Origin of the sequence: Streptococcus sp. KR (assembly GCF_002238115.1) — a bacterium.
Lineage (GTDB): Bacteria > Bacillota > Bacilli > Lactobacillales > Streptococcaceae > Streptococcus.
The window spans coordinates 1-14,187 of the sequence record NZ_NGVM01000021.1; the positions used below are offsets into that span (position 1 = coordinate 1).

Genomic DNA, 14,187 nt, shown 5'->3' on the forward strand with positions numbered 1-14,187 from the left:
CACTTGTCGATGCGGACTTAGATGCGCTCGTTGAGGCACTTTGGCTGGCGCTTGTGCTTGCGGACTTAGATGCACTTGTTGAGGCACTTTGACTGGCGCTTGTTGATGCGGACTTAGATGCACTTGTTGAAGCACTTTGACTCGCACTTGTCGACGCTGACTTAGATGCGCTCGTTGAGGCACTTTGGCTGGCACTTGTCGATGCGGACTTAGATGCACTTGTTGAGGCACTTTGGCTGGCGCTTGTCGACGCTGACTTAGATGCACTTGTTGAGGCACTTTGGCTGGCACTTGTCGACGCTGACTTAGATGCACTTGTTGAAGCACTTTGACTTGCGCTTGTCGACGCTGACTTAGACGCGCTTGTTGAGGCACTTCTACTCTTATAATCACTGTCAGACACTTTTATATTTACCGTATCTGTAGTCTTATCTTTATAAGTAATAGTGACTGTACCATTGTCGCTAACAGTGAAAGAATCAATGCGTTTTTCTTTCTTATTATTTAGTTTTTCAACAGCAGACAATATACGAGCTTTTTCTTGAGGGGACAATCGAGAGATATTTTCTACTTGGAAAGTGTCAGACGGTGCTACACCATCCATAATATCCGCCAATCTACCTTGCTTGATAAAGAAGTTCCCTTTATTTGCATCCCCAGCTTGAGTATAGTTACCTGCCTTATCTGTTGCGATAGCATTTCTTCGCCAATGATTCCCATCAGCAAATTCCAAATCATCCTTCATGTGTCCTGTAACATTAATACGAGCAGGATTAGATGGAGTCGCAACAATTTCGCCATTAGGATCCGATAGAGAAGTAACAGTACCTGTACCATACTTAGAATCCTTAAAGAAATTATTAGCCAAGTCCGAAGCTGGACGATTTCCATCAGATTCTGGAACAAGTTTAAATTCTCTCAATTTGCCCTTGTTATCAGTCGCAGTCATATCAACTGTAAAATCATCACCAGCATATACGTAATAGTATTTATTTCCATCCTTCCCAATAACTGGTTGGATTTCTTTTCCATTACGAGTTACGGACACGTTAACATCAGGAATTTCCGTTTCCTTCTCTAGGGTTGCATTGATGGTACTTGATGTACCATCACGATAAGTAACTGTAATGGTACCATCAGTATCAACTTCAATTTTCGACTTGGTTCCAGGATATGATAAAGTCACCTTCCCGTTTTCGGCATAAGATAAATTTGGCTGTGTACCATTTTTTACTACATCTTGATTAGATAGTAAATCACGTTTATTAGCATCATTGTTAATAAAGTTATTATAAACTTCCTTAATTTCTTCAGGAGTTAAATGACTCAAATCGGAGACTCTAACAATATCGCCACTTTGAATATTATGGCGCTCGTTAAAACCTTTTATGTAATAACTTATATTAGCTGTTGATTTAGTATCATTATTGTCCCAAGCCGAAAAGTTATAGGTGTAAGTTTTACCAACCTCAGCAGAAGCATCAGAGCCTCCGATTTCACCAGCAAGATTAACTGTAATATTTTTAACATTATTTAGTGTTTGATTGTTTTGAGGACCTCCGTAATAGATTCCAGGAATTAATGTACGATTTTCAAGACTCACTTTCTTTATAAGTGAACCACGATATTCAACCCCAATATTATCATTTATTACATCTCCATTATATACTTCTTTATAAGTACTAGAAACATTAAATTTCGGACCTGTTTTTGAAATAGAATTGTTAGATTGAGGTCTAGAATACCCTGTTGAAACACTTGCAGATTGAACTCTAGAAGCATTACCTTGAGTATTTTGCCCGATAGGTGCTGAGCTGACCTGCACCTGCATATCTGCAGTCGCAGTCGGCACATTGTTATCATATTTCACTTTGACTACAATCGTACCGTTTAAATTCCCATTTTGTCCATGCCTATAATTATAAACAATCTCAGACCCCTGAGTAAAGGTTTTCTCCATAGATTGCCCATTAAAAGTAGCACTTTGGACGTGGCCACCTTGGCCGACATTTATCTTAACACCAACATTGCTCAAAGCACTATTCGCCTGAACATTCATAGTATACGTCGCGATACCAGTAGCCTTATCAAAAGTAGCACCTGGACTACTTACCGTCATACGCCCGTCATTCTGAGCAGTAGCCCAACTTGCACGAAGAGAAGCATCACGCAACATAGCTTTGCCATTACGGGCATCACGCACACCTGAATTAGCTCTTAAAACAGCATTGACAATAGAATTACGAGCCAAGGTAGCTTTTTGCACCACCGCTGTCCAGTCACTCGTTGGATTTGCCAAAGCTTTTTCAATAGCTGTCACTGCTGCATTTACCTTAGTAATTGCTGAATCAGTGTTTGGTAAACCAGCAGCCTTCGCTAAGTATTCACCCATTTCAGCTGAAAGCTTGGTTAACTTCTTACGATTTTCTTCATTTTTCTTTACAGAAGCTTCTACAGATGACAAGGTTGCAGCTGTCGCACCAACTAAACTTGTTGTATCTGAATTCGTTTTAACAGCGTTTGAGTCAATAGCAGCAGGCTTCAAAATTGATGAATCAATCTTGTCAACCTTTGATTCATTTTGAGTCGATACTTTCTTCTCATCTTGAATTTCAGATACAGTTTTTTCTGAGGAAGCTCCTACAGATGTTGACACGCTACTTGTTTGGCTAGTAGATTGACTCAAACTAGTTGACGTACTAGCGGAATCTGAAGCGCTAGCGCTAGCTGAAGATGATGTGCTAGCTGAGGCACTAACTGACGTACTAGCAGAAGCACTTGCTGAAGTGCTGGCTGAAGTACTGGCTGACGAGCTCTTAGACACAGATTCTGAAATCGAAGCGCTTTCACTCATAGAAGTAGACAAGCTAGCAGAATTTTCCGAGTTACTTAGAGATGTTGTCCCCAAAACTGCTGTATCATTTGTAACCAAGAGGTCTGGATTTTCCAGTGTTTTTTCCACGGCTACTGTTTCATTTGCAAATACTTTTGTTTGAGTAGCAACAGTACCCCCTAAAACAGCCCCTGTGGCGGCAAGTCCCTTGATTATATCCAGACCTGTAATAGAAGGATTCACTTTATCCTCTGCTACTTCAGTCATGACTTGAGTCGTATCTACACCACCCCGCAAGACCTTGAACAAACCAAAAAGAGAGGTTGAAGCGCGCAACCAATGTTTTCCTGATTTGATTAACTTATACCGCGTCACTCGATCGGTTTCTCTATACTCACCTTTTTGACGTCTAAAAAACATGTTTTACCCTTTCCCTACATACCAAAAGTGGACAATCCACCCTATTTTAATCATACCTTTAAAGTATACTTTAAATGCAAACGCTTGTCAAGAAATTTGATATATTTTTATATAATATTACCATTCAAATATTTTTAAATATCGAACCATTTATAAGTTCTCTAACAACATCTAATACCTTTGTATAAAAAGCCTCAAATAACTTTTTAAAATATATATAGCTAAATTTATTTTAGTTGTAAAAAGTATATAACGTTCGGATTTTTAACATATTATATAAACAAAATATAAAAACTTGACTATTCATGTTTCATTGATAAATTCATAATGTAATGCAAAAAATACTATCGAAGTACATCTTGTGACAATAGATTTTCATAAAAAATTGCTTCGAATCAACTCGATTCTCCCTGTAACTCCTATCAAAAATGCCCACAATTAGGTTATAATCATGGGCATTCTATTGATGTTTTTTCTAGTTAGCTAGGCCACTCATTACCAGTTACGACGGAAAAATCCACGAATCAATATCATTCTCGGACTTTTACTAGTGAAACGTTTAAGTGTGCCGCCATAAGCGGTTACCTATTATTAAATTACGACACTGAGTTTTACGAATCGATTCTATTTGCCAAACGTAGTTAGTAAAGCAGTTAGCTAGGTTACTTCCTACCAGTTACGACGGAAAAATCCACGAATCAATATCATTCGTGGATTTTTCCTAGTGAAGCGTTTAGGTATACCGCCATAGCGATTACCTATTATTAGATTACGATACTGAGTTTTACAAATCGATTCCATTTGTAAAACTCAGTTAGTGAGGCAAGCAGGTAGGCAACTTTCTACCAATCACGACGTAAAGTTTTACGAATCAATAATATTCGTAAAACTTTACTAGTGGAGCGCCTAGCCAAGTTCCATAGAAACTTGGCGTTAGTTACTTAGATTGTTACACAATCAAATACATTTACTGAACTACGACACGGAGTTTGGCAAATCGATTTCATTTGCCAAACGTAGTTAGTAAGGCAGTTAGTAAGGCAGTTAGCTAGGACACTTTCTACCCATTACGACGGAAAAATCCACGGATCGATAATATTCGTGGATTTTTCCTAGTGAAGCGTTTAGGTAAGCCGCCATAGCGGTTACCGTCAAATGACAGCAACTTTATGTTGCTGTCATTTGTAACGATTTACATCTTCTCTTCCAACTCTACGTCTGGATACTTATCTGCAAACCAACGAAGGGCAAAGTCATTTTCAAAGAGGAAGACTGGTTGGTCAAAACGGTCTTTAGCCAAGATATTGCGGCTTGATGACATTCGTTCATCCAAGTCCTCAGGCTTGATCCAGCGAACGGTCTTTTTACCCATTGGGCTCATGACTACTTCCGCATTGTACTCGCCTTCCATACGGTGCTTGAAGACTTCAAACTGGAGTTGACCTACAGCGCCTAGCATATACTCGCCTGTTTGGTAATTCTTATAAAGCTGAATAGCTCCTTCTTGCACCAATTGCTCGATTCCCTTGTGGAAAGATTTTTGCTTCATGACATTCTTGGCAGAAACTTTCATGAAAATTTCAGGAGTGAAGGTTGGCAGTGGTTCAAACTCAAACTTGTTTTTTCCAACTGTCAAGGTATCCCCAACTTGATAAGTACCTGTATCGTAAACCCCGATGATATCTCCTGCCACGGCATTAGTCACATTCTCACGACTTTCCGCCATAAACTGGGTAACATTAGACAGTTTGGCGCCCTTACCAGTACGAGGCAAGTTGACACTCATACCACGTTCAAATTCACCCGATACGATACGTACAAAGGCAATACGGTCACGGTGACGAGGGTCCATATTGGCTTGGATTTTGAAGACAAATCCTGAGAAATCCTTGTCGTAAGGATCCACAATTTCACCATCTGTTTTCTTATGTCCATGAGGCTCTGGAGCAAACTTGAGAAAAGTCTCAAGAAAGGTCTGAACACCAAAGTTTGTCAAAGCTGAACCAAAGAAGACTGGCGTCAATTCTCCAGCCAGAATAGCTTCCTCTGAAAACTCATTCCCAGCTTCATTTAAAAGCTCAATGTCATCCTTGACTTGTTCGTAGAAAGGATTGCTACCAAAAAGCTTGTCCCCATCTTCTAAACTGGCAAAGCGCTCATCCCCCTTATAGAGCTCCAAGCGTTGGTTATAGAGGTCATAGAGCCCTTCAAAGGCTTTCCCCATCCCGATTGGCCAGTTCATCGGGTAACTCGCAATACCTAAGACTTCTTCCAATTCTTGCAAGAGTTCCAGTGGCTCACGACCATCACGGTCTAGCTTGTTCATAAAGGTAAAGACTGGAATACCACGATGTTTGACAACCTCAAACAATTTCTTGGTTTGAGCCTCGATACCCTTGGCAGAGTCCACAACCATAACAGCAGCGTCCACCGCCATCAAGGTACGATAGGTATCTTCTGAGAAGTCCTCGTGTCCTGGTGTATCTAGGATATTCACGCGCTTGCCATCGTAGTCAAACTGCATAACAGATGAAGTAACGGAAATCCCGCGTTGCTTCTCGATATCCATCCAGTCAGACTTGGCAAACGTCCCTGTTTTCTTTCCTTTTACGGTACCAGCCTCACGAATCTCGCCCCCAAAGTAGAGCAACTGCTCGGTGATGGTTGTTTTCCCCGCGTCCGGGTGGGAGATGATGGCAAAAGTACGACGTTTCTTAATTTCTTCTTGAATATTCATAAGTTCTCTTTCTTTGATTCTCTATTTTTCTTGTTTCAATAGCTAAGAATGATTTCTACATTGGATTTTCCCATTCCTTTCAACACCCCATTATATCGGATTTTGAGTAGTTTTTCAATTGCTCATCCGACGAAAAAAGTTAGCTAGAGCACTGATTTCACCTGGTTTCTCTTTTTCCACCGTTTTTTGAACAAGATATCAAAAAGAACCAGAGCCAGTGAAAGGATGACGGACACAAGTAGGTACTTTAGCCACAGGGGGGCATCAGGAATAAAAGGTGTCTTATTTAACAAGCCATAATTCCCACCAGTCACCTGATTAACCCCAACTAGAAAGAGATTGAGGATAAAGGTATAGACTACAATCATATATTTCTTGAGTAGGCTCTTGTCATAGTGATTCATCAAGTAGACCAAGGAATTCACTAGAAGGGCATAGTGCCCAATCAAAAATGAAAAACTGGTAATATGGAGGAAGTCATAGGGGTCAAAAACTGGGTAAACCAGTGCAAAGACAGCTCCACTTGCTCCTAAGAGGGCAAAGTACTGCTTGCTTTTCCATTTATCAGGTAAGAAAACCACAGCAAACATAGCTAAACGGCAATGATAAAATGGGAGACTATTAGAAAAGGGAATCCCAAAACCAACATACCAACTATAGAGTGCTAGCAACTGGAGGATCTGAATCCCCTTAAACAAGTATACAAATTTCGGATTTTTGTGATAAGTAAGTGCCCCATAAATACAAAGCATTAAGACAAGCATCATGACCCCATACCAAAAAAGTGAAATGGGAGGAGGGACTGTCTGAGTTCTGGTGATAAATTGATGGAACATGTTTCTATCCTAACTCTTATTTTTTCTTTTTTCTAGTTTAACTATTATAGCGAATTAAAAACGATTTTTCAATTTCTATTTCTTTTCACTTATCCCTCCCTTATTTATAGGAAAATATGGTAAAATAGAACAGACTAAAAATCATCATTTCACGAAAGGATGCAAGATGAAAATTACGCAAGAAGAGGTAACACACGTTGCCAATCTTTCAAAATTAAGATTCTCTGAAGAAGACACTGCTGCCTTTGCGACTACCTTGTCTAAGATTGTTGACATGGTTGAATTGCTGGGCGAAGTCGACACTACTGGTGTCGCACCTACTACGACCATGGCTGACCGCAAGACTGTACTCCGCCCTGATGTGGCCGAAGAAGGAACAGACCGCGACCGCTTGTTTAAAAACGTACCTGAAAAAGACAACTACTATATCAAGGTACCAGCTATCCTAGACGATGGAGGAGATGCCTAATGACTTTTAACAATAAAACCATTGAAGACTTGCACAATCTCCTTGTTTCTAAGGAAATTTCTGCAACTGAATTGACCCAAGCAACGCTTGAAGATATCCAATCTCGCGAGACAGCTATCAACGCTTTCGTCACAATCGCTGAAGAGCAAGCTCTTGCTCAAGCCAAAGCTATTGATGAAGCTGGAATTGACGCTGATAATGTCCTTTCAGGAATTCCACTTGCAGTTAAAGACAATATCTCTACTGATGGTATTCTCACAACTGCTGCTTCAAAAATGCTCTACAACTATGAGCCTATCTTTGATGCGACAGCCGTTGCCAAGGCAAAAGCGAAAGGCATGATTGTCGTAGGGAAAACCAACATGGACGAGTTTGCCATGGGTGGATCAGGTGAGACTTCTTACTACGGTGCCACTAAAAATGCTTGGGACCACAGCAAGGTCCCTGGTGGATCATCAAGTGGTTCTGCTGCAGCTGTAGCCTCAGGACAAGTCCGCTTGTCACTTGGTTCTGATACTGGTGGATCTATCCGCCAACCTGCTGCCTTCAATGGGATCGTCGGTCTCAAACCAACCTACGGAACAGTTTCACGTTTCGGTCTCATTGCCTTTGGTAGTTCATTAGACCAGATTGGACCTTTCGCTCCGACTGTTAAGGAAAATGCCTTCTTGCTCAATGCTATTGCAAGCGAAGATGCCAAAGACTCTACTTCTGCTCCTGTCCGCATTGCCGACTTTACTTCAAAAATCGGTCAAGACATCAAGGGCATGAAAATTGCTTTACCTAAAGAATATCTTGGCGAAGGAATTGACCCAGAGGTTAAGGAAACCATTCTGAACGCAGCCAAACACTTTGAAAAACTTGGTGCTATTGTTGAAGAAGTGAGCCTACCTCACTCAAAATACGGTGTTGCCGTTTACTACATCATCGCTTCATCAGAAGCTTCATCAAACTTGCAACGCTTTGACGGTATCCGTTACGGCTATCGTGCAGAGGATGCGACAAACCTTGATGAAATCTATGTAAACAGCCGTAGCCAAGGTTTCGGTGAAGAGGTGAAACGCCGTATCATGCTGGGTACTTTCAGCCTTTCATCAGGTTACTATGACGCCTACTATAAGAAAGCTGGTCAGGTTCGTACACTCATCATTCAAGATTTCGAAAAAGTCTTTGCGGATTATGACTTGATTTTGGGACCAACTGCTCCTAGTGTTGCTTATGACTTGGACTCACTCAACCATGACCCAGTTGCCATGTACTTGGCTGACCTTTTGACCATCCCAGTCAACTTGGCAGGTCTTCCAGGGATTTCGATTCCTGCTGGATTCTCTCAAGGTCTACCTGTTGGTCTGCAATTGATTGGTCCTAAGTACTCTGAGGAAACCATTTACCAAGCTGCTGCTGCTTTTGAGGCAACAACAGACTACCACAAACAACAACCCGTGATTTTTGGAGGTGATAACTAATGAACTTTGAAACAGTCATCGGACTTGAAGTCCACGTAGAGCTCAACACCAATTCAAAAATCTTCTCACCTACTTCTGCCCACTTCGGAAATGACCAAAATGCCAACACTAACGTGATTGACTGGTCTTTCCCAGGAGTTCTGCCAGTTCTCAATAAAGGTGTTGTTGATGCCGGTATCAAAGCTGCTCTTGCCCTCAATATGGACATCCACAAAAAGATGCACTTTGACCGCAAGAATTACTTCTATCCTGATAATCCCAAAGCCTACCAAATTTCTCAGTTTGATGAACCAATTGGTTACAATGGATGGATTGAAGTCGAGCTAGAAGACGGTACGACTAAGAAAATCGGTATCGAACGTGCCCACCTAGAGGAAGACGCTGGTAAAAACACCCACGGTACAGATGGCTACTCTTACGTTGACCTCAACCGCCAAGGGGTGCCATTAATTGAGATTGTATCTGAAGCTGACATGCGTTCTCCTGAAGAAGCCTATGCTTATCTAACAGCCCTCAAGGAAGTTATCCAGTACGCTGGTATTTCTGACGTTAAGATGGAAGAAGGTTCTATGCGTGTGGATGCCAATATCTCTCTTCGTCCGTATGGTCAAGAAAAATTCGGCACCAAGACTGAGTTGAAGAACCTCAACTCCTTCTCAAATGTTCGCAAAGGTCTTGAATACGAAGTTCAACGTCAAGCTGAAATCCTTCGCTCAGGTGGTCAAATCCGCCAAGAAACACGTCGTTACGATGAGGCTAACAAAGCAACTATCCTCATGCGTGTCAAGGAAGGCGCTGCTGACTACCGCTACTTCCCAGAACCAGACCTACCTCTCTTTGAAATCTCAGACGAGTGGATTGAGGAAATGCGGACTGAGTTACCAGAGTTTCCAAAAGAACGCCGTGCGCGCTACGTCTCTGACCTCGGCTTGTCAGACTATGATGCCAGCCAGTTGACCGCAAACAAAGTCACTTCTGACTTCTTTGAAAAAGCTGTTGCCCTTGGTGGCGATGCTAAGCAAGTCTCAAACTGGCTCCAAGGAGAAGTTGCTCAGTTCTTGAACGCTGAAGGTAAGACACTGGAACAAATCGAATTGACACCAGAAAACTTGGTTGAAATGATTGCCATCATCGAAGACGGCACTATCTCGTCTAAGATTGCCAAGAAAGTCTTTGTCCACCTAGCTAAAAATGGTGGTGGCGCGCGTGAATACGTGGAAAAAGCGGGTATGGTTCAAATCTCCGATCCAGCTGTCCTGATTCCAATTATCCACCAAGTCTTTGCGGATAATGAAGCAGCCGTTGCCGACTTCAAGTCAGGCAAACGTAACTCAGATAAGGCTTTCACAGGCTTCCTCATGAAAGCAACCAAAGGCCAAGCCAACCCACAAGTCGCCCTTAAACTTCTTGCACAGGAATTGGCCAAGTTGAAAGAAGATGAATAGCAGACTTTTTATATACCTTTTTCTATTTTAGAAAGAAGAAAAAATGAACAAATTTTTACGATTGCTATTTGTTTTAGTCATCATCGCTATGCTAGGCGCTTCTATACTACAAATTTTCTTTCCATCATACATGGGAAGTCACTCCGGATACGGAATCTCTGCTGGTTGGCAACGAGAAATTGGAATATGGAACCTAGCTGTATTGATTCTTATTCTCGGTGTCAATATTAAGTACGATTGGTTCTATCTACGAATCGTGCTTCTCGCTCTCATCTTCGGTGGGATTGGAATAGGAACAAATCACTTAGTCAATTTTATGGAGTATCATTCTCCTGTAAATGCTATCGGTGCTTTCGAAAATTACTTGCTAGTGACGGGGTGGATTGTTGGGTGGCTCATTGAACACCATTCCATAAAAAAGATAACTGCTAGTAAATAACGACAAGTATATCTTAGATGATTTTTAAAGGTTATAATATAGTTTAATAATCATTCAAATTAAGAGATCTACCTTTTCAATAGCCTCAATCCCATATCCTTCTTGAAGAGCTCAGCTACGACCAAGAAAGTCTTTGTCCACCTGGCTAAAAATGGCGGTGGCGCGCATGAATACGTTGAAAAAGCAGGTATGGTCCAAATTTCATATCCAGCTGTCTTGATTCCAATTATCCACCAAGTCTTTGCCCAGGAATTAGCGAAGTTGAAAGAAGATTAACACGTAAAAGAAACCAGCCCTGAGGTTGGTTTTTTTCGCTCCTACCAAATCCCATTAACTATTTTGGCTTTATTTCCAGAAGATTTTATGGTAAAATGAAGAGTAATAATATTTATTAAAGAGGTAAAAACATGATTGAAGCAAGCAAATTGAAAGCTGGTATGACATTTGAAACTGCAGACGGAAAATTGATCCGCGTTTTGGAAGCTAGCCACCACAAACCAGGTAAAGGGAACACGATCATGCGTATGAAATTACGTGATGTCCGTACTGGTTCTACATTTGATACAAGCTACCGTCCAGAAGAAAAATTCGAACAAGCTATAATCGAAACTGTTCCAGCTCAATACTTGTATAAAATGGATGAAACTGCCTACTTCATGAACACTGAAACTTACGACCAATACGAAATCCCAGTCGTAAACGTTGAAAATGAATTGCTTTACATCCTTGAAAACTCTGATGTGAAAATCCAATTCTACGGAACTGAAGTAATCGGTGTAACTGTACCAACTACTGTTGAATTGACAGTCGCTGAAACACAACCATCTATCAAAGGTGCTACTGTTACAGGTTCTGGTAAACCAGCAACTATGGAAACTGGACTTGTTGTCAACGTTCCAGACTTCATCGAAGCTGGACAAAAATTGATCATCAACACTGCAGAAGGAACTTACGTTTCTCGTGCCTAATCTCTAGAAAGAGGTCATTCTATGGGAATTGAAGAACAATTTGGCGAAATCGTTATCGCTCCACGTGTACTTGAAAAAATCATTGCCATCGCAACTGCTAAAGTTGATGGTGTCCACTCATTTTCAAATAAATCCGTATCCGATACCCTATCAAAACTCTCTCTTGGTCGCGGCGTCTACTTAAAAGAAAACAATGAAGAGCTAACTGCTGACATCTATCTCTACCTTGAGTACGGTGTAAAAGTACCAAAAGTGGCTCTTGCTATTCAAAAAGCAGTAAAAGATGCTGTCCGAGATATGGCTGATGTGGAACTTGCTGCTGTTAACATCCATGTTGCAGGAATCGTTCCAGATAAAACACCAAAACCTGAGTTGAAAGATCTATTTAACGAGGACTTCCTCAATGACTAGTCCATTATTAGAATCTAGACGTGAACTTCGTAAATGCGCTTTTCAAGCTCTTATGAGCCTTGAATTCGGCACAGATATGGAAACAGCTTGTCGCTTTGCTTACACGCATGACCGTGAAGATGCAGATGTGCAAATCCCTGCCTTTCTTCTAAACTTGGTTTCTGGCGTTCAAGCTCAAAAAGACGAGTTGGATAAACAAATCAACCAGCACCTCAAGTCAGGATGGACAGTTGAACGCTTGACCTTGGTCGAAAAAAACTTACTACGCTTAGGAATCTTTGAAATCACATCATTTGATACACCTCAACTAGTAGCAGTCAATGAAGCCATTGAACTTGCCAAGAATTTTTCAGATCAAAAATCAGCCCGCTTTATCAACGGACTGCTTAGTCAATTTGTAACTGAAGAAAATGAATAATCGAAAAGGTGTTTGGTCTTCCAGGCACCTTTTGACTTTCCCCTTGGTATAAAGTAAGAACCACATAAAAACTAGAACTGACTGCCAGCTCTAGTTTTTATGTATTCTGAAGTATTAGTATTTTCTAAATCGTTGGTAACGCTCTTCCAACAACGCTTCTAACGGTTTTTGCGAAAGTCTAGCTAGCTCAGCTTGGAGTTCTTTTTTGACATTCTTAATTAATTCTTTGCTAGAAAGTCCTGCTTCAGAAATCACCTTGTCCACCACGTCCATTTCTAGCAGTTCATGAGAAGTGATTTTCATCAGCTCTGCCGCTTCCATGGCACGAGTTCCGTCCTTCCATAGAATGGAAGCAAAGCCTTCTGGGCTGAGAATGGCATAGATAGAATTTTCCAGCATCCAGACACGGTCTGCAACTGCTAGAGCCAAAGCCCCACCTGAACCACCTTCACCGATAATGATGGCGATAATCGGAACTTTCAGATCACTCATTTCCATAAGATTGCGAGCGATAGCTTCCCCTTGACCGCGTTCTTCCGCTCCCACACCAGGATAGGCACCTGCAGTATTGATAAAGGTCACAACTGGACGGCCAAATTTTTCAGCTTGTTTCATCAACCGTAGGGCCTTGCGATAGCCTTCTGGATGTGGTTGTCCAAAATTCCGCTTGAGGTTGTCTTGCAAGCTCTTGCCTTTTTGGATACCAACCACTGTGACAGCTTGATCTCCAAGCCAGCCAATACCACCGACAACTGCACCATCATCACGAAAAGAACGGTCACCGTGTAATTGGATAAATTCATCAAAAATGCCTGTCGCAAAGTCCAAGGTTGTCAAGCGACTCTGCTCACGCGCTTCTCTGACTATTTTTGCAATATTCATCTAGGACACCCTCCATGCAATCTGACTAGGCTAGCAATCGTATCTGGCAAATCTCTTCTTTTGACAATAGCATCTACAAAGCCATGTTCCAGTAGGAATTCTGCCTTTTGAAAATCCTCAGGCAAGTTTTCACGAACCGTATTTTCAATCACACGACGCCCAGCAAAACCAACCAAGCTCTGTGGTTCAGCCAGAATGATATCGCCCTCCATAGCGAAAGAAGCTGTCACACCACCTGTCGTTGGATCTGTCAAAATGGTCAGATAAAAGAGACCAGCATTTGAATGGCGTTTAACCGCTGCAGAGATCTTGGCCATCTGCATGAGACTCATGATTCCTTCCTGCATACGGGCTCCACCAGATGCTGTGAAAAGAACAACTGGCAATTTTTCAACAGTCGCATATTCAAATAATCGAGTGATTTTTTCACCTACAACCGTACCCATAGAAGCCATGATAAAGTTAGAATCCATAATCCCAAGAGCCACAGTCTGACCTTTAATAAGAGCTGTTCCTGTCACAACAGCTTCATCCAGACCTGTTTTTTCACGCATAGTTGCTAGTTTCTTTTGATAACCAGGGAAATGCAAGGGATCCTTGCTTTCAATCCCCGTAAATAATTCCTTGAAAGTCCCCATATCAATCGTCAAAGCCAAGCGTTCTTGGGCAGAAATACGAAAGGTGTAGTTACAATGTGGACAGATACGCTCACTTCCCAGATCCTTCTGATAAATGGTATGCTTACAGCCTGGACACTGGGAGAATAATTCATCTGGAACCTCTGGCTTGGCTTGAGGTTTTTCCCTAACCGAACGATTGGGATTGATTCGAATATACTTATCTTTTTTACTAAATAGAGCCAT

Annotated in this window: 12 protein-coding genes and 1 pseudogene; 8 read left to right on the top strand and 5 right to left on the bottom strand. The window is 41.5% G+C overall.

Annotated features, from left to right (window positions below; genetic code table 11):
• The 3 genes from CBI42_RS13425 to CBI42_RS09120 all read right to left on the bottom strand — a co-directional run.
• A partial coding sequence (locus tag CBI42_RS13425; protein WP_142294095.1) for an accessory Sec-dependent serine-rich glycoprotein adhesin occupies positions 1-3,253 on the bottom strand: 3,253 nt, incomplete at its 3' end.
• Positions 3,254-4,445: 1,192 nt separating this feature from the next.
• Positions 4,446-5,990: a peptide chain release factor 3 gene (locus CBI42_RS09115; protein ID WP_033689269.1), complete on the bottom strand. Its 1,545-nt coding sequence runs from the start codon at positions 5,988-5,990 to the stop codon at positions 4,446-4,448.
• A 143-nt stretch (positions 5,991-6,133) separates the two neighbouring features.
• A complete protein-coding gene (locus CBI42_RS09120; RefSeq protein ID WP_094753829.1) occupies positions 6,134-6,826 on the bottom strand; it encodes a YwaF family protein in 693 nt (230 codons plus the stop codon).
• Positions 6,827-6,992: 166 nt separating this feature from the next.
• On the opposite strand from CBI42_RS09120, the gene gatC reads away from it, so the two are divergent.
• From gatC to nusB, 8 genes and pseudogenes are all read left to right on the top strand, one after another.
• The gene (gene gatC, locus CBI42_RS09125) at positions 6,993-7,295 is read left to right on the top strand and encodes an Asp-tRNA(Asn)/Glu-tRNA(Gln) amidotransferase subunit GatC (RefSeq protein WP_094753830.1); all 303 of its coding nucleotides are present in this window, start codon (positions 6,993-6,995) and stop codon (positions 7,293-7,295) included.
• Positions 7,295-8,761, top strand: a complete 1,467-nt coding sequence (gatA, locus tag CBI42_RS09130) for an Asp-tRNA(Asn)/Glu-tRNA(Gln) amidotransferase subunit GatA (protein WP_094753831.1) — start codon at positions 7,295-7,297, stop codon at positions 8,759-8,761. The genes gatC and gatA overlap by 1 nt, the downstream gene beginning before the upstream one ends.
• Positions 8,761-10,206 carry an Asp-tRNA(Asn)/Glu-tRNA(Gln) amidotransferase subunit GatB gene (gatB, locus tag CBI42_RS09135; RefSeq protein WP_094753832.1) on the top strand — a complete coding sequence of 482 codons (1,446 nt, stop codon included), beginning with the start codon at positions 8,761-8,763 and terminating at the stop codon, positions 10,204-10,206. Before gatA ends, gatB begins: the two co-directional genes overlap by 1 nt.
• Before the next feature lie 43 nt (positions 10,207-10,249).
• Positions 10,250-10,645, top strand: a complete 396-nt coding sequence (locus CBI42_RS09140; protein ID WP_084886618.1) for a hypothetical protein — start codon at positions 10,250-10,252, stop codon at positions 10,643-10,645.
• A 108-nt stretch (positions 10,646-10,753) separates the two neighbouring features.
• A pseudogene (locus tag CBI42_RS09145) lies at positions 10,754-10,915 on the top strand (glutamyl-tRNA amidotransferase); the annotation flags it as partial.
• A gap of 137 nt (positions 10,916-11,052) precedes the next feature.
• On the top strand, positions 11,053-11,613 hold the full coding sequence (efp, locus tag CBI42_RS09150) for an elongation factor P (protein ID WP_000568643.1): 561 nt from the start codon (positions 11,053-11,055) through the stop codon (positions 11,611-11,613).
• 21 nt (positions 11,614-11,634) lie between these two features.
• Positions 11,635-12,024 (top strand): Asp23/Gls24 family envelope stress response protein, encoded by a 390-nt coding sequence (locus CBI42_RS09155; RefSeq protein ID WP_000510573.1) that lies wholly within the window; start codon positions 11,635-11,637, stop codon positions 12,022-12,024.
• The gene (nusB, locus tag CBI42_RS09160) at positions 12,017-12,442 is read left to right on the top strand and encodes a transcription antitermination factor NusB (protein WP_049511552.1); all 426 of its coding nucleotides are present in this window, start codon (positions 12,017-12,019) and stop codon (positions 12,440-12,442) included. The genes CBI42_RS09155 and nusB overlap by 8 nt, the downstream gene beginning before the upstream one ends.
• A gap of 114 nt (positions 12,443-12,556) precedes the next feature.
• Here nusB and CBI42_RS09165 read toward each other — a convergent pair whose 3' ends face one another.
• Positions 12,557-13,324, bottom strand: coding sequence for an acetyl-CoA carboxylase carboxyl transferase subunit alpha (locus tag CBI42_RS09165; RefSeq protein WP_049487035.1), 768 nt, complete (start codon positions 13,322-13,324; stop codon positions 12,557-12,559).
• Entirely contained in the window at positions 13,321-14,187 is an 867-nt protein-coding gene (accD, locus tag CBI42_RS09170) for an acetyl-CoA carboxylase, carboxyltransferase subunit beta (protein ID WP_061589555.1), read from the bottom strand. Before accD ends, CBI42_RS09165 begins: the two co-directional genes overlap by 4 nt.